Source organism: Enorma burkinafasonensis, assembly GCF_902150035.1.
Classification (GTDB): Bacteria; Actinomycetota; Coriobacteriia; order Coriobacteriales; family Coriobacteriaceae; genus Enorma; species Enorma burkinafasonensis.
Genome location: NZ_LR597505.1, coordinates 127,353 through 148,216 on the forward strand (window position 1 = coordinate 127,353; position 20,864 = coordinate 148,216).

Annotated in this window: 13 protein-coding genes; 5 read left to right on the plus strand and 8 right to left on the minus strand. The window is 69.5% G+C overall.

Annotation, left to right across the window (positions count from 1 at the left end; genetic code table 11):
• Positions 1–7: 7 nt before the first annotated feature.
• Positions 8–2,098 carry a glutamine synthetase III family protein gene (locus tag FS885_RS04605; RefSeq protein ID WP_144743825.1) on the minus strand — a complete coding sequence of 697 codons (2,091 nt, stop codon included), beginning with the start codon at positions 2,096–2,098 and terminating at the stop codon, positions 8–10.
• 293 nt (positions 2,099–2,391) lie between these two features.
• On the opposite strand from FS885_RS04605, the gene FS885_RS04610 reads away from it, so the two are divergent.
• The 3 genes from FS885_RS04610 to FS885_RS04620 all read left to right on the plus strand — a co-directional run bounded on the left by FS885_RS04610 (position 2,392) and on the right by FS885_RS04620 (position 6,718).
• A complete protein-coding gene (locus FS885_RS04610) occupies positions 2,392–3,267 on the plus strand; it encodes a methylenetetrahydrofolate reductase (RefSeq protein ID WP_144743826.1) in 876 nt (291 codons plus the stop codon).
• 2 nt (positions 3,268–3,269) lie between these two features.
• The gene (locus FS885_RS04615; RefSeq protein WP_144743827.1) at positions 3,270–4,046 is read left to right on the plus strand and encodes a hypothetical protein; all 777 of its coding nucleotides are present in this window, start codon (positions 3,270–3,272) and stop codon (positions 4,044–4,046) included.
• A gap of 113 nt (positions 4,047–4,159) precedes the next feature.
• Positions 4,160–6,718, plus strand: coding sequence for a homocysteine S-methyltransferase family protein (locus FS885_RS04620; protein WP_144743828.1), 2,559 nt, complete (start codon positions 4,160–4,162; stop codon positions 6,716–6,718).
• A 464-nt stretch (positions 6,719–7,182) separates the two neighbouring features.
• Here FS885_RS04620 and FS885_RS04625 read toward each other — a convergent pair whose 3' ends face one another.
• Entirely contained in the window at positions 7,183–8,547 is a 1,365-nt protein-coding gene (locus FS885_RS04625) for a PFL family protein (protein ID WP_144743829.1), read from the minus strand.
• A 180-nt stretch (positions 8,548–8,727) separates the two neighbouring features.
• On the opposite strand from FS885_RS04625, the gene FS885_RS04630 reads away from it, so the two are divergent.
• Complete coding sequence (locus FS885_RS04630; RefSeq protein ID WP_144743830.1) at positions 8,728–9,189, plus strand: hypothetical protein; 462 nt, start codon at positions 8,728–8,730, stop codon at positions 9,187–9,189.
• 108 nt (positions 9,190–9,297) lie between these two features.
• Here the strand turns inward: FS885_RS04630 and FS885_RS04635 are convergent, their stop codons facing one another.
• The gene (locus tag FS885_RS04635) at positions 9,298–12,429 is read right to left on the minus strand and encodes a vitamin B12-dependent ribonucleotide reductase (protein ID WP_144743831.1); all 3,132 of its coding nucleotides are present in this window, start codon (positions 12,427–12,429) and stop codon (positions 9,298–9,300) included.
• Positions 12,430–12,743: 314 nt separating this feature from the next.
• Positions 12,744–13,790 carry a hypothetical protein gene (locus tag FS885_RS04640; RefSeq protein ID WP_144743832.1) on the minus strand — a complete coding sequence of 349 codons (1,047 nt, stop codon included), beginning with the start codon at positions 13,788–13,790 and terminating at the stop codon, positions 12,744–12,746.
• Positions 13,791–13,996: 206 nt separating this feature from the next.
• Here FS885_RS04640 and yhbY point away from each other — a divergent pair, with 206 nt between their 5' ends.
• Positions 13,997–14,296, plus strand: coding sequence for a ribosome assembly RNA-binding protein YhbY (gene yhbY / locus FS885_RS04645; RefSeq protein ID WP_144743833.1), 300 nt, complete (start codon positions 13,997–13,999; stop codon positions 14,294–14,296).
• Here yhbY and FS885_RS04650 read toward each other — a convergent pair.
• The 4 genes from FS885_RS04650 to FS885_RS04665 all read right to left on the minus strand — a co-directional run bounded on the left by FS885_RS04650 (position 14,293) and on the right by FS885_RS04665 (position 20,859).
• The gene (locus tag FS885_RS04650; protein WP_246060777.1) at positions 14,293–17,310 is read right to left on the minus strand and encodes an ATP-binding protein; all 3,018 of its coding nucleotides are present in this window, start codon (positions 17,308–17,310) and stop codon (positions 14,293–14,295) included. The two genes, yhbY and FS885_RS04650, sit on opposite strands and share 4 nt — an antisense overlap.
• Before the next feature lie 532 nt (positions 17,311–17,842).
• Positions 17,843–18,934, minus strand: coding sequence for a SurA N-terminal domain-containing protein (locus FS885_RS04655; protein ID WP_144743834.1), 1,092 nt, complete (start codon positions 18,932–18,934; stop codon positions 17,843–17,845).
• A gap of 133 nt (positions 18,935–19,067) precedes the next feature.
• Positions 19,068–20,153, minus strand: coding sequence for an isocitrate/isopropylmalate dehydrogenase family protein (locus tag FS885_RS04660; protein WP_144743835.1), 1,086 nt, complete (start codon positions 20,151–20,153; stop codon positions 19,068–19,070).
• 4 nt (positions 20,154–20,157) lie between these two features.
• Positions 20,158–20,859, minus strand: a complete 702-nt coding sequence (locus tag FS885_RS04665) for a hypothetical protein (RefSeq protein ID WP_144743836.1) — start codon at positions 20,857–20,859, stop codon at positions 20,158–20,160.
• Positions 20,860–20,864 lie beyond the last annotated feature (5 nt).

The window sequence follows — 20,864 nt, forward strand, 5'->3', positions numbered from 1 at the left end:
GGCCCGGCTACACGTAGAACAGGATGTCGTCGTAGGTGGGCACGGGCCAGTAGTCCGCGGCCACGATCTCCTCCATGGCGTCGACGGCGCCGCGCAGCTCGGCCATGGCGGGCACGACCTCGTGCGCGTAGCAGTCGGCCTGGCCCTGGCCGTCGACGATCGCCTCCGCCTTCTGGTGCAGGGCGTCGAGGGCCTTGATTGCCTCGTTGATCTGGGTGATGCCGTCGCAGAGCTTGTTGAGCGTGTTCTGCTCGCAGGTCATCGCCGCCTCGGCGCCGGCGGCGCGGATGATCTCCAGGCCCTTGGCGACCTTCGTGGCGTACGCGCTGATCGCCGGCCGGTAGGTGCGGCGCGCCTCGCGGATCATCGTTGTGGCCTCGATGTTCATGAGCTTGTTGTACTTCTCAAGCTTCACCTCGTAGCGGCTGAAGGCCTCGGTCTCGGTGAGCACGCCCATGCGCTCCCACAGCGCGATGTTCTTGGGCGCGACCATCGCGGGCAGGGCGTCGGCCGTGGTGCGCAGGTTGGCGAGGCCGCGGGCCTCTGCCTCGGCCTGCCACTGATCGGAGTAGCCGTCGCCCGAGAACAGGATGCGGCGGTGCTCGTTCAGGGTCTTCTTGCAGTACTCGAGCGCGGCGTCGGCGAACTGCTCCTCGGGCGTGCCCTCGAGGGCATCGGCGAACTCCATGAGCGCCTCGGCGACGGCGGTGTCGAGCACGAGGTTCGCGTCGCTCGGGTTGGCCTCGGAGCCCACGGCGCGGAACTCGAACTTGTTGTTCGTGAAGGCGAAGGGGCTCGTGCGGTTGCGGTCGGTGTTGTCCTGCTCGAGGTTGGGCAGTACGTCCGCGCCCAGGTCGAGCACGCCGTGCGTCGCGTGCACGCTGGCCTTGCCGTCCATGATTTTCTGCACGACCTCGGTGAGCTGGTCGCCCAGAAAGATCGAGATGATCGCCGGCGGCGCCTCGTTGGCGCCCAGGCGATGGTCGTTGCCGCACGAGGCCGTGGACATGCGCAGCAGGTCCTGGTAGCGGTCGACCGCGGCGATGACCGCCGTGAGGAAGACCACGAACTGCAGGTTCTCGAGCGGGGTGTCGCCCGGGTCGAGCAGGTTCTCGCCGTCGGCCGTGAGCGACCAGTTATCGTGCTTGCCCGAGCCGTTGATGCCCTCGAAGGGCTTCTCGTGAAGCAGGCAGGTGAGGTCGTGGCGCGAGGCGATGAGCTTCATCTTCTCCATAATGAGCATGTTGTTGTCGGTCGCCTCGTTAAGCTCGGAGTAGACGGGCGCGAGCTCGTGCTGGCAGGGGGCGACCTCGTTGTGCTTGGTCTTCGCGGGGATGCCGAGCGCCCAGAGCTCGTCATCGAGATCCTTCATGTAGCGCGAGACCGAGGGGCGGATGGCACCGAAGTAGTGCTCCTCGAGCTCCTGGCCCTTGCAGGGCGGCGCGCCGAAGAGCGTGCGCCCGCAGATCACGAGGTCGCGGCGGCGGCGGTAGGCGTCCTTCTTGATGAGGAAGTACTCCTGCTCGTAGCCGGCGCTGGGGACCACGCGGCGCGGGGTCTCGCCGAAGAGCGCCAGCACGCGCTTGGCCTGCACGTCGAGGGCGTTCATCGAACGGAGCAGCGGCGTCTTCTTATCGAGCGCCTCGCCGTTGTACGAGCAGAACGCCGTGGGAATGCAGAGCACCTCGTCCTTGATGAAGGCAGGGCTCGTGGCGTCCCACACGGTGTAGCCGCGCGCCTCGAACGTCGCGCGCAGGCCGCCGTTGGGGAAGCTCGACGCGTCCGGCTCGCCCTGTATGAGCGCCTTGCCGGTGAACTTGGTGATGGCGGTGCCGTCGCCCACGGGCTCGAGGAAGCTGTCGTGCTTCTCGCTCGTGATGCCCGAAAGCGGCTGGAACCAGTGCGCGTAGTGCGTGGCGCCGTGGCTGAGCGCCCACTCCTTCATGGCGTGCGCGACCGCGTTCGCGACGTCGAGGTCGAGCGGCTTGCCCCCCTCGATGGTGGCGGAGAGCTTCTTGTAGACGTCTCTGGGAAGCCACTGCTTCATGACGCGCTCCGAGAAGACCTCCGTCCCGAAACGATCGGTTAGTTCAGCCATGGGCCTGCCCCTTTCTTGTGGACCGCCGGCGGCAAACCCCTCGACCGCCGACAGACAGCAGGTTAGTCGCGCCTTGTTGCGATGCCATTACAAGCGCATTGCCATCAGGAAACATATCCGAGGGTACCGCAGCGCCCCGGACGACGCGTCCGCGCGCGGACATCCCCGACAAAAACATCGGTCACCATTCAGTTTCCGGCAGCCGCCAACGCCCGCCCGCGCCCCCGGGCAGGTATGATAGAGCGACCGAGGCCGGCTGCCTGGCGCCTCGGGCACGAGCAAGGGGGAGCACCATGCGCATCGACTCGATCTTCACGGCCGCACGCGACACGGGCGGGATGCCCGTCTCCTTCGAGATGTTCCCGCCCAAAGGCGAGCTCACGCTCGACCGCGTGCGCGAGGCCGCGGGCGAGCTGTGCGCGCTCGCTCCCGACTTCATCAGCGTCACCTGCTCGGCGGGGGGCGGCGGCAACTTCGGGCAGACGGCCGCCATCGCGTCGATGATCCAAGACGAGTTCGGCGTGAGCTCCGTGGCGCACCTCACCTGCATGTCGCTCACCCGCGAGCAGCTCGGCGCCCGCATCGCCGACTACCGCGCCGCCGGCGTGGAGAACGTGCTCGCGCTGCGCGGCGACCGGCCCCAGCCCGGGAGCCCCGCCTACGGGGCGCCGAGCGACTACGCCTACGCCGTCGATATCATTCCGCTACTCGTGGAGGCGGGGTTCTGCGTGGGCGCTGCCGCCTACCCCGAAGGCCACATCGAGTGCGACGACCTCGAGCTGAGCGTCGCGCACCTGAAGCTCAAGCAGGACGCCGGCGCGACCTTCCTCGTGACGCAGCTCTTCTTCGACAACGAGTGCTTCTACCGTTTCGCCGACCTCGCCGAGAAGGCGGGTATCACCGTGCCCATCACCTGCGGCATCATGCCGTTCATGAGCCGGCAGCAGATCTCGCGCATGGTCTTCATGTGCGGGGCGTCGCTGCCTTCGCCGGTCATCAAGCTGCTCGCGAAGTACGAGGACGACCCGGTGAGCCTGCGCCAGGCGGGCATCGACTACGCCTGCCGCCAGCTTGCCGACCTCGCCGAGCACGGCGTGGACGGCTGCCACGTCTACACCATGAACCGCGTCGACGTCGCCCGCGCGGCGACCGAGGCGCTCGGGCGGTAGCGATGGCGGACGGGGCCTCGGCACCGGCGGCGCCGGAGACGGGCATCGCACGCCCCTGGCGCCCCGAGCCCGGTGCCATCGCGGTCGACCGCGCCGAGATGCTGCGCTACCTCGGCTACCGCGGGCAGGAGCTCGAGCCGGCGCTCGCCCACCGCATCGACGCCGTCGTCGAGGAGCTCGAGCGCCGCTGCACCCCGCGCGGCTCCTGGGCGCTCTTCCCGCTCGGGGAGCCCCAAGTGGCCGAAGACGGCACGCCGCGGCTCGCCCTCGAGGGCTCTACGGTCGTGCTCGAGGGGCTCGACATCTTCCGACACCTGAGGGGCGCCCGCTACGCGGCGGTGCTCGCCTGCACACTCGGCCTCGAGAACGAGCGGATGCTGCGCACCGTCGGCAGCCAGCGGCCCCTCGAGGGGGCCGTGCTCGACACGGCGTGCTCGTCTTTCATCGAGGAGGCCGTCTCCGCGCTCGACGCGCTCGTCGCCGAGCACGCTCGGGCCCGGGGCTTCTCGACCAACCGGCGCTTCAGCCCCGGGTACGGCGACCTGCCGCTCGCCTGCCAGCCGCAGCTGCTCGCGGCCGCGAACGCCACGAGGCTCGCCGGCATCAGCGCGACCGCGACGGACCTGTTGGTGCCTACTAAGAGCGTGACCGCCCTTATCGGCTGGTTCGCGGGCGAGCCTGCCGATGCGGACGAGGGGCCGCGCTGCGGCAGCTGCCCCGCGCGCGGCGGCTGCCCCTTCTTCGCCCGCGGCGAGACCTGCGCGCCACGCGGCGCCTGACGCAGCGCCTGGCGCTACCCCGCCCCGCACGGGCCGCCGGCGCGAGGCCCGTACGGCCCCGCGCGCGGTACAATGTGCCGAGCCCGCCATCAAGACCCACCGGAAGGAATCACATGGCCGTCGTGACCTCACCTGAGCGCATCCGCGAGCTCGCGCCCCTCACCTCCCGCCTCGCCGAGGGCGCCCGCTTCGAGGCGCGGAGCCTGGAGCGCCTGCGCATCGCGGACGACAACCTCCGCGCAGTGCTCGAGGGTACGCGGCACCTGCTCTTCGACGGGGGCATGGGGACCATGCTCCAGGCGGCCGGGCTCGCCGCCGGCGCGGCACCCGAGCTTTTGAACCTCACCGACCCCGATGCGATCGCGGGCATCCACCGCGCCTACGTCGAGGCCGGATGCGACGTGGTCACCACGAACACCTTCGGCGCGAGCGCGCTCAAGCTCGGCGGCGCGGCCGCGGTCGACGAGGTCTTCTCCGCCGCGGTCGCCGCGGCGCGGGCCTCCGGCGCACGCTACGTCGCCGGTGACATCGGCCCGCTCGGTGCGCTGCTGCGCCCCTTGGGCACCCTCTCCTTCGACGAGGCCTACGGCTACTTCGCCGAGGAGGTCCGCGCGGCCGCGGCGGCCGGCGCCGACCTCATCGTCATCGAGACGATGACCGACCTCGCCGAGATGAAGGCTGCCGTCCTCGCCGCCAAGGAATGCTGCGACCTCCCCATCTTCGCCACGATGACCTTCGAGGCGGACGGCCGCACGTTTCTGGGCACCTCGCCCGAGATCGCGGCCTGCACCCTCGATGCCCTCGGGGTCGACGCGCTCGGCATCAACTGCTCGCTCGGCCCCGCAGAGATCCGCCCGTTCGCCCGGCGCATGCTCGCCGTTACCGCGAAGCCGGTCATCGTCCAGGCGAACGCCGGCCTGCCGCGCGTCGAGGACGGCCGCACGGTCTTCGACATCGCGCCGGACACCTACGCCGAGGCGGTCCGCGGCATGATCGAAGACGGGGTGGGCATCGTGGGCGGCTGCTGCGGCACCACGCCCGCCTACATCGAGCGCCTCGCGCGTGCGCTCGCAGGGCACAGCCCCGCCCCGAGACCGCGTCCCGACCGCTTCGTCGCCGCGAGCTCCCAGCGCCTCGTCTCGCTCGACCGGCGCTCCATCGCCGTGATCGGCGAGCGCATCAACCCCACGGGCAAGAAGCGCCTGCAGGCGGCGCTCCGCGCGGGAGACATGGCCTATGTCGTGGGCCAGGGCATCGCGCAGCAGGAGCAGGGGGCCGACATCCTCGACGTCAACGTGGGCCTGCCCGGCATCGACGAGCCGGCGACGATGCTCAGGGCCGCCGAGGAGCTCGCCGCCGCGACGGTGCTCCCCCTCGAGATCGACTCGACCGACCCGGTCGCCATCGAGGCCGCCGTCCGCCGCTGCACCGGCATCCCGCTCATCAACTCCGTGAACGGCAAGCGCGAGAGCCTGGACGCCGTGCTGCCCATCGCGGCGCACTACGGATGCGGCATCGTCGCGCTCACGCTCGACGAGGACGGCATCCCCGAGACCGCCGACGAGCGCGTGCGCATCGCGCGCCGCATCATCGACGAGGCCGCCTCCTACGGCATCGGCCGCGACCGCATCCTCGTCGACTGCCTCGTCATGACCGCGTCGACCAACCAGCGCCAGGTCGCCGAGATCCTGGAGGCCGTCACGCGCTGCCGGCGCGAGCTCGACGTCCGCTGCTCGCTCGGCGTCTCCAACGTGAGCTTCGGGTTGCCCGCGCGCGAGCTCCTCAACGCGACGTTCCTCGCCGCGGCCCTCGGCGCCGGCCTCAACGCGGCGATCATGAACCCGGGCTCGGAGCGCTACATGGACACGGTGCGCAGCTTCCGCGTGCTCAACGCCGAGGACGAGGGCTCCCAGGCCTTCATCGAGCGCTATGCGGCGGCGCCCGACCCCTACCGCATCGCCGCCGGCGGGCAGGCACCGACCGGGGCCGCGAACACGGCAGCTGCACCTGGAGCCGTGACGCATGCCCCGGAGGGCGGCGCGGCCGAGGCAGGCGACGACCTCGCCTGCATCCGCCGCCTCATCATCAGCGGGCGCCGGGGCGAGATGCCCGAGGCGATCGAGCGGGCGCTCGCGGGGCACGCGCCGCTCGAGCTCATCGACGGCTGCCTCGTCCCGGCACTCGACGAGGTGGGCGAGCGCTTCGACCGTGGGGAGTTCTTCCTACCCCAGCTCATGGCCTCGGCCGAGGCCGCGCGCGCCGGCTTCGACACCATCCGCGCCGCACTCCCCGCCGACACCCTCGACGACAAGGGCGGCATCTGCCTCGCCACCGTGAAGGGCGACATCCACGACATCGGTAAGAACATCGTGAGGATGCTGCTCGAGAACTACGGCTACACGGTCTTCGACCTGGGGCGCGACGTCGACCCGCAGGAGATCCTCGCCGCGGTGCGCGAGCGCGGCGTGCGCCTCGTGGGGCTCTCGGCGCTCATGACGACCACGGTCGCGAGCATGGAGGAGACCATCGAGCTCCTCCATCGCGAGGCGCCCGGCGTGAAGGTCGTCGTGGGCGGCGCGGTGCTCACACCCGACTACGCCCGCTCCATCGGCGCGGACTACTACGCCAAGGATGCGGCCGAGGCGGCGCGCATCGTCGAGAGCGTCCTGTAGGATCGCCGTTCCGCGCTCCATCGACGTGGACGGTTCGTCTGCATCGATGGAGCGCATGCCGGCGTGCCCCTCTCGCATGCAGGCATCACACGCTTCCAGCTTTATCGTAAGAAGAATGCACTCCTGCCATCTTGATCGTAAGATTTATGCATTCTTGTCAACCTCATCGTACATATAATGCAGAACTCAATAAGATTCTGCATTATATGTACGATACCACTGGTTCTTCTGCATCATTCATACGATACCAGTGGTTCTTTTGCAGAATCCGTACGATACCACCGGTACAGATGCATCATCCGCACGGGATGGCCGGGCCGAGCAGAGGAATCCGCGGCCCCGCCTCCATTCGACGGGCGCGGGACCCGAGGAAACGCGCGGCCCGGCCGAGCGAGCACTCGGTCGGGCCGTATCTTCTACGTCCGGACGCGCAGGTCCGGCACCATGAAAACCGCCGTGTCCCGCTAGTTCTTGAGCGAGTTGAGCGGGGCCGGGAAGCGGCCGCCGCGGTGCGCGAAGACCGTGCCCGCGAACCGGTTCACCGGCATGACGGGCGCGCGGCCGAACAGCCCGCCGTACTCGACGGCGTCGCCCACGCCCTTGCCGATGGCGGGGATGATGCGCACGGCCGTCGTCTTGTTGTTGATGACGCCGATGGCCATCTCGTCGGCGATGATGCCGGCGATCGCCTCGACGGGGGTGTCGCCGGGGATGGCGATCATGTCGAGGCCCACGGAGCACACGCAGGTCATGGCCTCGAGCTTCTCGAGCGAGAGCGCCCCGGCCTCCACGGCGGCGATCATGCCCGCATCCTCCGAGACGGGGATGAAGGCGCCCGAAAGACCGCCCACGCTCGAGGTCGCCATGACGCCGCCCTTCTTGACGGCATCGTTCAGCAGGGCGAGCGCGCAGGTGGTCCCGGGACCGCCGCAGGTGCCCACGCCGATGATCTCCAGGATGCGCGCGACCGAGTCGCCGACGGCCGGCGTCGGGGCGAGCGACAGGTCGACGATGCCCTTCTCGACGCCCAGGCGGCGCGCCGCCTCGCGGCTCATGAGCTCGCCGGCGCGCGTGATCTTGAAGGCGGTCTGCTTGATCTTCTCGGCGACCTCCATCATGCTCGCGGTCTCGGGGAGCTGCTCGAGCGCGGCGGCCATGACGCCGGGGCCGGAGACGCCCACGTTGATGACGGCATCCGCCTCGCCGGAGCCGTGCACGGCACCGGCCATGAAGGGCGAGTCCTCGACCATGTTGGCGAAGACGACGAACTTCGATGCGCCCACGGCGTCGCGGTCGGCCGTGAGCTCGGCGGCGCGGCGGACGACGTGCGCGGCCTTGAGGACGGCATCCATGTTGATGCCGGCGCGCAGGCTCGCCACGTTCAGGCTCGAGCAGACGCGGCTCGTCTGCGCGAGCGCCTCGGGGATGCTCTCGATGAGGCGGCGGTCGGCGTCGCCCATCCCCTTCTGCACCAGGGCGGAGAAACCGCCCAGGTAGTCGATGCCGAGCGTCTCGGCGGCGCGGTCGAGCGCATGGGCGAGCGGCGTGAGGTCCTCGTCGGGGCAGGCCGCGGCGATCTGCGCGACGGGGGTGACCGACACGCGCTTGTTGACGATGGGGATGCCGTACTCGCGCTCGAGCCCCTCCGCGGTCTCGACCAGATGCTCGGCGGTCGAGGTGATGCGGTCGTACACCTTGGTGCACATGCGGTCGAGACTCTCGTCGGCGCAGCCCATGAGCGAGATGCCCATGGTGATGGTCCTGATGTCCAGGTGCTGCTCGGCGACCATGTCGCGCGTCTCGACGATCTCCGCTGCTGTGATGGCCATGGATGCTCCTTACTCTCCCCCGTTGGGTGCACACGGTCGGTGCGGCTATTGTACCGCGACCGCGGGCGGCGCCGCATGCCCCTGAGGGCCCGCCGCCGGGCCGACATCGCGCGTCACCATCGGTCCTGCACAACGACCCGGTAGGATATCCTCACCACCCCACCGACCGAAAGGGCACCCATGAGGACGTTCACCCGCGCCATCGCCGGCACGCTCGCCGCAGCCGTCATCCTGCTGGGAATCGTCTCCGCGGTCTGGACCTTCGCGCTCGACGGCCCGCCCGTGGGCGACGCCCTCGGCGCGGGCGCCACGAACGCCCTCATCGACGCGACCGGCATCAAGGGGCGCGTCGACGAGGCCCTGCGCGACAGCGCCGCCGACATCGCCGCCGCCACCGGCCTCAGCGAGGGCCAGGTGAACTCCATGATCGACCAGCTCGACATCTCGTCCTGGTCCGTCGTGGCGCTCCCCGACGACGCGGTCGCGACCGGCAGCTTCGAGACCACCTACCAGGGTGCCGCGGCGACGGTCACGACCTACCGCGACCCCTCCTACGTGACGGTCTCCGCCCTCGGCCAGGACCTGACGTTCGCCGTCCCCGCGAGCGCGCAGGGCTACGTCGGCTACCTCGCGTACCTGTAGCGAATCCGGACGGAGCCCGCGGACCCCGAAAAGGCATCGGGGTGCGACCCGCGAACGCGCGGACCGCACCCCGGAGATCGCCTTGGGCGGCTCCCGTCGAGCTGCCTATCAGCTGCAGCCGGTCGTGGTGCCGCAGTCCATGCAGACCTTGCAGGTGCCGTTCTGCACCATGCGCGAGCTGCCGCAGTTGGGGCAGACGCTGCCGTCGTAGAGGCGCTCGCCGTGGATCGCCGTGTCATGCACCGCCTCGTTCACGAAGGCCGCCGTGAAGAAGTCGCCGGTATCGACCGCGCCGGTCTCCTCCTCGAGCTCCTGCGCCTTCGCGGCCGCGATGCGGCTGAGCTCCTCCTCGGACGCTACCGGCTCCTCGTCGAAGGCGGGCTCCACCTGGACGGGCGCGCTTGCGGGCGCGGGCGTCGCGCCGGCGATCTGGCTCCAGCCCTCGGGCTTCACCTGGACGCGCGTGTAGTCGCCGAGCTCGATGTCGATCACCTTGGAGATGAGGTCCGAGATCGAGGTGACGTACTTGATGTTGGGATGGCTCTGCACAAAGCCGTAGGGCTCGTACATCTGGCCGCGCAGCATCTTGGAGATGCGCTCCGCGGGGATGCCGTACTGCAGCATCACCGAGATGGTCTTCGACAGCGAGTTGAGCAGGCCCATGATCGTGGTGCCCTCGCGGTCCGTCGTCACGAAGAGCTCGGAGATCTTGCCCTCCTCGTTGCGGTTCACCGTGGTGTAGATCTTCACGCCGTCGATCTGCGCCAGGTGCGTGTGGCCGCTCCTGATGCCCACGATGCGGCGGCGGCGCGCCGGCGTCTCGGCGGCCGCGAGCTGCTGCTGGGCGCCTCGCGCGTACTCGAGCAGGGCGGCATAGGAGAGGTCGCCGAGGTCCTTTTCAGCCGACTCGTCGCTCAGGGTGTTGTTGAGCGGCTGCGCGTTCTTGGAGCCGTCGCGGTAGAGCGTGATGCCCTTGCAACCCGTCTGCCAGGCGAGCAGGATGACGTCCTTGAAGTCCTGGACGGTCGCCTCGCGCGGGAGGTTCACGGTCTTGGAGATCGCGCCCGACACGAGCGGCGTGAGCGCGGCCACCATGAGCACGTGACCGCGCGGGTCGATGTAGCGCTCGCCCGAGCCGCACACGTTCGCGGTGTCGAAGACCGCGAGGTCGGCCGGGTCGAGATGCGGCGCGCCCTCGATCTTGCCGTCCTTGATCATGCCGTTCTCGTCGGTCGCCTGCACGTAGGCGAGGATGTCGTCGATGTCTCCCTGGGCGTACCCGAGCCGGTGCAGCGCATCGCCGATGACGGGGTTCGCGATGGTCATGAACCCGCCGCCCGAGAGCTTCTTGTAGATCATGTGGCTGAAGAACGGCTCGATCGAGGTCGCCGCGCAGTCCATGGCAAACGAGATGGTGCCCGTGGGCGCCATGACGGAGACCTGCGCGTTGCGGTAGCCGTAGCGCTCGCCGAGCTCCCCGGCGAAGGTCCAGCTCTCGATGAGGGCGCTCGCGAGCGCGGTCTCTCCCGCGTCGTTCAGCAGGTCGAAGTCGACGATGGGCGGCTCCACCGTGAGGTCCTCGAAGGCGTCGTTGCGCGAGCCCGCCACGCGGGCGTGGTTGCGGATCACCCGGGCCATGTGGCGCTTGTTGATGTCGTAGCAGTCGAAGGGGCCGATCTTGCGCGCCATGATGGCCGAGGTCGCGTAGCTGCGGCCGGTGAGCGTGCCCACGATCGCCGACGCAAGCGCGCGGGCCTGGGGCGAGTCGTAGGGCATGCCCTTGGCCATGAGCAGGCTCGCGAGGTTCGAGATGCCGAGTCCCGTCGCGCGGAAGCGGTAGGTCTTGCGCGCGATGTCCCTCGTGGGGAACTGCCCCCAGGCGATCGAGGCCTCGAGCGCCAGCTGCACCACGTCGACCGTGTGCTCGAAGCCCTCGACGTCGAAGGTGTCGGTCGCGGGGTCGTAGTAGCGGTAGACGTTGATGGACGCGAGGTTGCAGCTCGAGTCGTCGAGGAAGGCGTACTCGCCGCAGGGGTTCGTGGAGTTGAGGCGGTTGTAAGTCGCACCCACCACGCCGTCCTCGCCGCCCGGGCAGGTGTGCCACTCGTTGAAGGTGTCGCTGAACTGCGGGGCGGGGTCGGCGCAGCGCCAGGCGCACTCGTTGAACGTGTCCCAGATGTGCTTGACGGACACATCGTGGTTGAAGGACGCGTCCACGCGGCCCTTGAGCTCGTAGGTGGCGTCCGGCTCCTCGTCGAGGCCCATGACCTTGGTCATGAACTCGTTGTCGATGCGCAGCGAGTTGTTGGAGTTCTGGCCGGAGACGGTGGAGTACGCCTCGCCGTTGATGTCGCCGTCGTAGCCCATCTTCATGAGGGCCAGCGCCTTGTCCTCCTCCTTGGCCTTCCAGGTGATGAACTTCTCGATATCCGGGTGGTCGATGTCGAGGCAGACCATCTTGGCCGCGCGGCGCGTGGTGCCGCCGCTCTTGATGGCGTCGGCGTTGCGGTCGAGGCCGCGCAGGAAGCTCATCACGCCGCTCGACACGCCGCCGCCGGAGAGCTTCTCGCCCTCGGCACGCAGGGCGCTGAAGTTGGAGCCGGTGCCCGAGCCGCCCTTGAACAGCTTGGTCTCGGTCACGAACTCGTCCGAGATGGAGTGGTCGCCCAAGAGCTTGTCCTCGACGCTCACGATGAAGCAGGCGCTCGCCTGGGTGCGCGTGTACTGGTCGACCGACTCGGTGACCTCGCCGGTCGCCGGGTCGACGTAGTACATGCCCTGCGGCTCGCCGGCGATGCCGTAGGAACGCTTGAGGCCGGTGTTGAACCACTGGGGCGAGTTGGGGGCGAAGCGCTGGTCGAGGATGAGGTAGACGAGCTCGTCGTAGAGGACCTGTGCCTGCTCGCCCTCCTCGATCATGCCCTCGTCGACGAGGGCGGCCACCCAGAAGTCGACCATGCGGTGCGCGACCTGGGCGAGCGAGACCTCGTGCCCCGTCTCGGGGACGCCCGCGCGCCTGAAGTACTTCGAGGCGATGATGTCCACGGCGTTCTGCGAGTAGCCGACCGGGAACTCCAGGTCGTGCATCTCGCAGAGGACCTTGCCGGTCTTGTAGTCGGTGAGCATGACGTCGCGGCGCGACCACTCGAAGAGGTCGTAGACCGTCTTGTCGGCGTTCTCGGGTTCGGCGAGCGCGGCCGTGAAGCGGCGCTCCAGGAGCTCCTCGATCGTGGTTGCCATTGCCGGGCCTCGCTTTCATGGAGTGACGGGTGCCTGCGAAGATGAGCTTAGGCCCCCGTGCGGACAGGGCGCCCGCTTTGCCTCACGTGGGGCACAAGCGGGCAGCGCATCCGATTCTAGCAAGTCGCCGTTGTTCAGGCACACTATATGTAGTGGCATTCCGCGAACGGTAGCACTAGATATGGGAACGACTAAAGCTGCAGCTCACGTGCGCTCAATGGCCGCTTGAACGGCCCCGCAAACAGGAAGGGGCGGGGGATTTCCCCCGCCCCTTCCCTAGCGGTTGTGGCGCTCCGTCAGGCTTCAGCGATTCTTCAGTAGCGCGAGCCCACGATGTTGAACAGCCAGTCGATCTCGACGTCCCAGGTGTCCTCGTCGAGCTCCCACTCGCCGTCGCCGTCCTCCTCGAGCGTGAGGGTGAAGCTGTTGTCGCTCGAGAGCTCGGCGTTGTTCGCCGCCTCGATGAGCATGGTGCCGTAGCGCTCGAGATCCTGGTCGATCGTCGTGTAGGAGTACTCATCGGAGGACTGGTAGGCATCGAGCATGTACTCGAAGTTGTCGATGACCTCGAACACGTCGCGCGAGGTGACCGTGACCTCGACCTCGGCGGTGCCGGCGGACTCGTCAACATCGACGCCGTCGATCGTGTAGTCGAAGCCGTCGAGCATCACTCGGGCGTACTCGGTGGAATCGGTGCCGCAGTCCTCGAGGGTGCTGCCGTAGGCGAGGTCCATCCAGCCGTCGTTGATGATGTCGGCGACCTCCTCGATGGCGTCGTCGTCACCGTTCTTGAACGCGTCGAGGCGCTCGGTGACGATGGCCTCCACGGCCTGGTCGGCGGAGCCGCCGCCCAAGCCGGGCACGACGAAGGTCACGACCAGGAAGATCGCGACGACCGCGAGCGCGGCGAGCGCGATGCCCACGACGAGGCCGGACTTGGACTTCTTGGGCTGCTGGGGCACGACCGGCGCGCCCGTGTTGGGATCGAAGCCGTACTGCGGCTGCGGCGCATAGCCCTGCGGGGCACCCGCCTGGGGCGCCTGCCAGGAACCGGTGCTCGCGGGCTGCTGGGCGATGGGCTGGCCCGTCTGCGGGTCGAAGTTCTGCTGCGGCTGCGCCGGCGGCTGGTTCAGCGGCTGACCGGTCTGCGGGTCGAAGTTCTGCTGCGGAGCGGCCGGCTCAGGGGCCGGCGGCTCGTTCAGGGGCTGGCCCGTCTGCGGGTCGAAGTTCACCTGCTGGGGCTCGCTCGGCTGCGGGGCTGCCGGCTCGGGCGCCTGCGGCACCGGGGGCATCCCTTCGGGCGCCGCTTGCGGGGCGCTGTCCTGCGCGGCCTGGTCCATGCCGTTCTTCTGCTCGTCCATCTGGCCTTCCTTCCAACGTATATCGAACCGTGCCCGATATATCCTCCAGATTGTGACCATTATAGAGGGACGCCCGCGCCGCGGCCGCAGAAGGCCCCCGCTCGTCGGCGAACGTAACCGTAGGGCACGCCTGCGCTTGCCTCTTACCCGCAGCTTACGGTATCGTTAGACGGTTCTGACACCACCCACCACAGAAGGACGCATCCATGGCGCTCACCGGAAAGCAGGTCAGGCAGCTCAGGAGCCTGGCACACCATCTCAACCCGGTCATCATCATCGGCAAGGCCGACGTCACGGACGGCACCGTTGAGCAGGCGAACGAGGCCCTCGAGGCCCACGAGCTCATCAAGTGCTCGGTGCTCGACACCGCGAGCATGGACGTCCGCGAGGCCGCCGAGGAGCTCGCCGGGCGCTGCCACGCCGAGATCGTCCAGGTCATCGGCAGGAAGTTCTCGATCTACCGCGAGACCAGCCGTGACGACGTCGAGAAGATCGAGCTGGTCTAGGCCTTCAGGATCCCCCGGCTCCGGTACTTGCCGATGATGCTCTCGTAGAGCCGGCGCGTCTCCGGCTCGGGCATGCCCCGCGCCTCCTCCTCGAGGCGGTTCGCGTGCGCGCCGTAGAGCTCGACCACCTCGCGCCGGCGGCCGGTCCGGTCGTAGACGCGCATGGCGGCGCGGACCACGTCCTCGCGGAGCGGATCCTCGCGCAGCACCGCCTCGACCATCCACATCGCGGCATCGTAGTCCTCCTCGTCGAGGGCCGCCTCGATGCCGCGCACCATGCAATCGCTGAACTTCCCCCGGAGCAGGCCCCTCATGCGCATGAAGAACGCGGGCGACCCCTGGTCGGGCACGTACAGCGGGCCCGTGTAGACCTCCTCGACCTTGAGGCAGCGCTCGATGAGCTCCGGCACGCTGAGCCCCGAGTGGGAGAGCAGCACCTCCCGCGCGAGCATCTCGAAGCGCGCCACGTCCGAGGTCACGTATTCCGGGTTGACCGCGATGCCGTCGCCCTGCTTGAGCAGGTACTGGGGTCCCGCATCCCCCTGCCCCATCGCGCGCCTGAGGGTCGAGAGGGTGGTGTACAGGCAGCGCCTCGAGCGCGCGTAGTCGTACGCCGGCCAGAGCTCCTCGGTGATGGTGCGGCGGTCGACGAAGGCGCCGCGTGCGAGCACCAGGCGGGCGGCCACGATACCCGCCTTCTTGCGGTGCCACATCGAGTCCGTGAGCACGTGCCCGTTGCGCTCGACGGAAAAGCCACCCAGCAGCTTGAACGTCAGCTGACCGACCTCGACGTCGCGCAGGCCCACGAACGTGCCGACGAGCTCGGGCACCGAGGCGGGGGCGCCCTCCTCGTCCGAGATGCGGTAGCGCCGTGCGATATAGGAGGGCATGAGCCGCCGCAGGCTGTCGGCACGGGCGCCGAGAACGCTCATGGCGAGCCGCGCCGGCAACCGGAATGCCGCATCGAGCAGGGTCTCCTTGTGCAGCGAGTACCAAGCGGAGAGTTCGGCGTCGTCGCGCGCCGCCGAGAGGGTGAGGGCGGTCCCCCAGGCCTCCTCGACCGAGGGGTCCTCGCACCCGAGGTCCACGAGCTCTGCCTCCTCCCTGATCGAGAGCCTGGAGGCGCTCACCAGATGCGCCGCCCGCTCGAGCAGCGACGCCCAGGCGGCGATAAGCGGGCGCTCCCCGCCGACGAGCCTGAGCGCCTGCTGCGCCCGGAAGCGTGCGTTCGCGCTCTGGCCGACCACGAGGTTCTGCCAGCCCTCGAGCACCATGGACAGCAGCTGCATGGCGAGGTCGGACGCCCTGATCGCCTCGGTGCCCACGTCGACGAACGCCCGCTCGTCGACGGGCGCCTCGCCGGCGACGAGGCGGCGCAGCGCGAGCACGCACCGCACATAGCAGAGCGCGGGCACGAGCTTCCTCGTCTGGAGCTCGGCGACGGTCGCGGTAAGTTCGGCGTCGCGCTCATCCGTCCGGTCGATGGACCCCTCCAGGACCTCGAGCAGAAGGCCGTCGCAGCGCACCATGATGGCCGGGATGTCGATCCTCGCGTGGCGCTCCACCTCCCCCAGAAGCTCGCGCTCCCCGGGAGCCACACCCTGCGCGCCGCGCTCGATGAGGGCGGTCCGCACGCGGGCATGGAGCCCCAGAAGGGCCGCCTGCCCCTGCTCCCGGTGCACTTCGCCCGCGCACGGAAGATCGGGCAGCGCGATCCCCGGGCAGCCGTCGGCAGCTCGGGCGAGCGCTTGGGCGCAGCGCCAGTCCTCGGCGCGCACCTCGCCCGCCGCCTCCTCGAGGCGCCTTCCCAGATCGGCGGCGACCGAGCGCGCCAGGCGGTAGTCCCCGACCGTCAGCGCCGAGGCATAGACCGCGAGCAGGGCGGGCGCATCGGTCACCGGGGCGTCGTGCTCCCGCTCGGCGACCGCCTCGCCCGTAAAGGTGGCGTACCCGGCGAGCGCGACGGCCATCGGCGCGTGGCGGATGAGCACGAGGCGATCCGCCGCCGTGAGGTAGCGCCCGGCGAAGGCGACCGCCTCGTCGATGCGCCCCGCCTTGAGGTGCGCCCGCGCGGCGCGCGCGGCGATCCCCGCGTCGGCGCCCACGATGTCCTCGCAGAGCCGCTCATGCGCCGCTCCATCGCTCGACACGCACGCGAAGCGCTGCGTCGCCGGGTCGAAGCCGAACATCGGGTACTCGTGGAACAGCCGGTGACGCTGCCGGGCGTCCACCGCCACCCCGACCGCCTCCAGGTCCGCGAGCGAGCCCGCGCCCATAAGGACGAGCAGGCACGCGATGCGGTAGAGCGCGGCGTCCCCGCGCCGGAGCTCCAGGAGCGCCGAGCGGTAAAGGTCCGCCGCCGCCAGGTCCAGCGGGGCGGTCTGGCCCGCCGGGCGTTCCGTGAGCTGCGCCAGCGACGCGACGAGGACCGGAATACCCTGCGTCAGGGCGTAGAGGTCGAGCGCCGGCGCGATGGAGAAGACGCGCGCCCATTCCGGGTACTCGCGCGGCTGCACCCGGAGCTGCTGGGCCGTCACCTTCGCCGAGTCGCCGAGCAGGCGCACGACCTCGCCCGTGGCGGGCGTGCACGCGACCGCGAGCTCGAACCCCCGCTCGCGCAAGGCCCGCAGGCGCCCTACGAGCTCGCGCGCCTCATTCCCCGCAAACGGCGGCAGGCTGTCGATGGCGATGAGCGGCCCGACCGCCGCCCCCAGGCGCTCCTCCGCGAAATCGAGCTGCAGCATGAGCTCCTCCAGGAGCGCCTCCTCGGCATCGATGAGCTCCGCCCTGCCGCGGGCGGGGTCCTCGCGCACCTCCTGGACGTACTGGAGCAAAAGCGCGGTCTTCCCGAACCCCTTCGGCGCGCACACGAGCACGATCCCCGCGCTTTGCCCCGCCCGGACGGCCGTCTGGACCAGCTTCGCCCGGTTCACCAGGAACGCCGGGCTCATCGGCAGCGCCTGGACGGCCCCGCGCACCGGGCTCACCCGCGTCGTGGATTCAGCTTTTCCCATAGTGCCTCACCTTCCCCATGTACGGAACCATAGAGAAGCCGGGCGCGCTTTCCGTCGGGATCGCCTTCGATTGGACGATCCTCGGCAGACGGCCTGAAGCCCTTGTTGGATAGCCGTGAACGCATGCGGGTGCAGCTCCCGCCCTGCCATCTCCCCTTCTCCACAGCTCAGAGGCACATCCATTGTTCCATAGGCACGTGCGCTCAACCAAGGGTGTCACCTCGGCGGCTATCTGCTGTTTTATCATCGCCGTTCACGGAAAACCCGTGGGATGGCGCCGGGCGATATGGTAGGCCCCCCTCCGCTTTTCGAGCGCGTGCGCCGTTGGAAATCGGAAAGGTTCCGGTTGGATTTCGCGCGCAGGACGCACCCAAGATCAGGGGAGTGCGACGGCGCACCCGAGGGCGCGCGACCCGCGGCAGAAGCCTCGCCGCGGGGGCGAGGCATGGAAAACGGGGCGCGCGGCATCGCCGCGCACCCCGTCGTCGCGCTCTCCCAAGCCTCCCGCTCGAGGCGGGCCCTGCCGCCCAGGCTATGCGTACACGCCGTAGAGCGTCACGTCGGCATCGGCATAGAGGCCGTTGGTGAACTCGGCCCACGCATTCGAGAGGTCGGTCGCCTCGGCCAGGAAGTTCTGGTAGGCCACGTAGTAGGCGGTGATGGCCTGCTCGTAGGTCGCCGAACCCGACGCGAGGTCGATGTCGCCGAGCGCCACCGAGTAGGAGTTGTCGCTCTCCGACCAGGTGCCCGCCTCGGCATCCCACGCGTCGCCCGCGAGGTCGAGGATGTACTGGGCGTACTCGGGAGAGGAGGCCTGCGTGTCGCCGTTCTCGGGCGAGGTGGGCTCGCTCGGCCCCGTGAGGGTGGTGTAGCCGGGGACGATCTGCTCCTGCAGCTTCTGGATCATCGCGCTCTCGCGCAGGATCTGGCGCGCCTGGTCCTCGGTCACCCCGTACTGGTCGGCGATCGCCGTGAAGTCGGTCGTCTGGAGCATCGACTGCGCCAGGGCCTCGAGGTCGTCGTCGGTGACCTCGATGCCGCGCGCCTCCGCCTCGTCGAGCAGGATCGTGTTGCGCACATAGGAGATGACCGTCTCGGCCGAGGGGGTCGGGTAGGCCCCGTCCTCGTTCTGGATGGCCTCGAGGCTGAACTCGCTCTCGATGGCCTCCTGCGCGGACACGTCGTGGCGCGCGCCGCCGAAGGTGTAGCTCGCGACGGTGTCGCCGAGCTCGTCCTCGGCAAGCACCGCCGAGGTCACGGCGCTCGGAGCGAACCCGCCGCTGCCGATGAAGTAGCCCAGGATGCCGGCGATCACGATCGCGGCGGCGATGCCCGCGATGATGAGCGGGCGGCGGGGCACGCTCGGGTGACCCTGTGCCGCCGGGACGTCGCCGTCACCGCCGTCGGAAAGCGCCTCGTACCAATCCCCGTCGGCGCCGTCGGCCGCCTCGGCGTCCTCCGGCTCGTCCCCATCGCCCGCTGCGGCGATGTCCTCGGCGGAACGTCCGTCGACGAGGTCGACCTCGACCTCGGGAAGGTCGTCGGGCGTGTCCGTGCGCTCGATGATCTCGATGCCATCGATGTAGTCGCGCTCGTCGCCGTCCTTCTTCACGATCAGGCCCATGGGCCGACCTCCTTTTCCCTGCCGCGCGCCTCGATGGCGCGGATTCGTCACAGCTTAGCCCCCGATGACGCGCAGGGACCCTTACGACTTGCTTAAGCACCCAATCCCCGAAAGGGGCGCGGTAGCTGGCACCCTACTCCATATGCGCGATCACCGCGTCGGCATAGGCCTGCGTCCCCACGGCGCCCTCGGCAGAACCCGTGAGCGCCCGGCGAACGTCTGCCGTCACCTGCGCGCCCTCATCGAGCGTCGCGGAGACGGCGGCGCGGATGCGCGCCGCGGCCTCCTGCTCGCCCAGGTGGTCGAGCATCATCGCGGCGGAGAGGATCTCTGCCGTGGGGTTCGCCAGGTCGCGGCCGGCGATATCCGGCGCGGAGCCGTGGGTCGCCTCGAAGACCGCGTGCGCGCGCCCGATGTTCGCGCCCGGCGCCATGCCGAGCCCGCCGATGAGGCCGGCGCACAGGTCGGACACGATGTCGCCGTAGAGGTTGGGGAGCACGAGCACGTCGAACGCGGCGGGGTCCTGGACGAGTCCCATGCAGCAGGCGTCGACGATCTTGTCCTCGAAGGCGATGTCGGGATAGCCCGCGGCGACCTCGCGCGCGCAGGCGAGGAAGAGCCCGTCGGTGTCCTTCATGATGTTCGCCTTGTGGACCGCCGTCACCTTGCGGCGCCCCTGCGCGCGGGCGTACTCGAAGGCGGCCGTCACGATCGCCGTCGAGGCCGTGCGCGAAATGGGCTTGAGCGAGAGCGCCGCGTCCTCGCGGAAGGGGCGCCTGCCGCTCGCGCCGACGAGCTCGCGGATGCGCGCGACCTCGGGCGAGCCCGGCTCGAACTCGACGCCCGCGTAGAGGTCCTCGGTGTTCTCGCGGAAGATGACGAGGTCGACGTCGCGGTAGCGCGAGCCGTCGCCGGGAAGCGAGCGGCACGGCCTCACGCAGGCGTTGAGGTCGAGCTCCTGGCGCAGCGCGACGTTGACGCTGCGGAAGCCCGTGCCCACCGGCGTGGTGATGGGGCCCTTGATGGCCACGCCCGTCTCGCGCACGGCCTCGAGCACGTGGGCGGGCAGCGGCGTGCCGTAGGCGTCCATGACCCCCGCGCCCGCCTCGACGACCTTCCAGGAGATCTCAACACCTGAGACATCGACCACGCGCCGCATGGCGCTCGTGATCTCAGGGCCGATACCGTCGCCAGGGATGAGGACGACCTCGTGCATCATGGGACTACTCCTCTTCGTCCTCCGCCTCGTCGTCAGCCTTGGCGACGCGGGCGCGCTTCTTGGGTGCATCCAGCTTGAAGCGCTTCACCAACATGTTGTAGATCTCGCTCGAACGCGCCTTGAGATAGGTGCCCTTGCCGCCCTCGGCATCGAACTGCAGGCGCCCGGCGAGCTCCTCGGCCACGTCGCCTGCGATCTTGCCCTGCGCGAACGCGTGCAGGCAGCCGAGCATCTCGCGGTACTCGAGGTCGCCGTGGTAGCACTGGATCGCCTCGTCGATGATGGGCCACACCTTCTTGGAGCGGCCGCGCTCGGTGGCGCCCCAGGCGCAGAGCATGCGGAACGCCGAGAGGCGCAGCGTCGCGGAGAGCTCGTCGAAAAGCGCCGCCTCGGCGCCCTCGTACGCCGCGCCGACCTCCTTGGCGTGCCCGTCGACGAGCGCGGTGAGCGCGTCGAGGATCTCCCAGCGGGTCTGCGCCTCGGGGCGGTAGAGCGCGTCGATGAGCTCGGGGATGCGCCCGCACAGGAGCTCGGGGCCGCGCGACGCCAGAAGCGCGATCACGCGCGCGGAGAACTGGCGGCGGCGCCTGCTCGAGCAGGACAGGTCCTCGATGAGCGCGTCGAGGGCGGCGTTGTCGCGCTCGACCTCCTCGACCTTCTCGAGCTCGGGCGCCAGGGCCTCGGTGTCTTCGGTGGTAGTCGCCATGTCGC

What these genes read in the sequence shown, in the direction of transcription:
- FS885_RS04630 (WP_144743830.1), top strand. Translation starts at nt 8,728, where the DNA reads ATGAGGACGTTCACCCGCGCCATCGCCGGCACGCTCGCCGCAGCCGTC.
- yhbY (WP_144743833.1), top strand. Translation starts at nt 13,997, where the DNA reads ATGGCGCTCACCGGAAAGCAGGTCAGGCAGCTCAGGAGCCTGGCACAC.
- FS885_RS04625 (WP_144743829.1), bottom strand. Translation starts at nt 8,547, where the DNA reads ATGGCCATCACAGCAGCGGAGATCGTCGAGACGCGCGACATGGTCGCC.
- FS885_RS04650 (WP_246060777.1), bottom strand. Translation starts at nt 17,310, where the DNA reads ATGGGAAAAGCTGAATCCACGACGCGGGTGAGCCCGGTGCGCGGGGCC.
- FS885_RS04620 (WP_144743828.1), top strand. Translation starts at nt 4,160, where the DNA reads ATGGCCGTCGTGACCTCACCTGAGCGCATCCGCGAGCTCGCGCCCCTC.
- FS885_RS04635 (WP_144743831.1), bottom strand. Translation starts at nt 12,429, where the DNA reads ATGGCAACCACGATCGAGGAGCTCCTGGAGCGCCGCTTCACGGCCGCG.
- FS885_RS04605 (WP_144743825.1), bottom strand. Translation starts at nt 2,098, where the DNA reads ATGGCTGAACTAACCGATCGTTTCGGGACGGAGGTCTTCTCGGAGCGC.
- FS885_RS04665 (WP_144743836.1), bottom strand. Translation starts at nt 20,859, where the DNA reads ATGGCGACTACCACCGAAGACACCGAGGCCCTGGCGCCCGAGCTCGAG.
- FS885_RS04660 (WP_144743835.1), bottom strand. Translation starts at nt 20,153, where the DNA reads ATGATGCACGAGGTCGTCCTCATCCCTGGCGACGGTATCGGCCCTGAG.
- FS885_RS04615 (WP_144743827.1), top strand. Translation starts at nt 3,270, where the DNA reads ATGGCGGACGGGGCCTCGGCACCGGCGGCGCCGGAGACGGGCATCGCA.
- FS885_RS04610 (WP_144743826.1), top strand. Translation starts at nt 2,392, where the DNA reads ATGCGCATCGACTCGATCTTCACGGCCGCACGCGACACGGGCGGGATG.
- FS885_RS04655 (WP_144743834.1), bottom strand. Translation starts at nt 18,934, where the DNA reads ATGGGCCTGATCGTGAAGAAGGACGGCGACGAGCGCGACTACATCGAT.
- FS885_RS04640 (WP_144743832.1), bottom strand. Translation starts at nt 13,790, where the DNA reads ATGGACGAGCAGAAGAACGGCATGGACCAGGCCGCGCAGGACAGCGCC.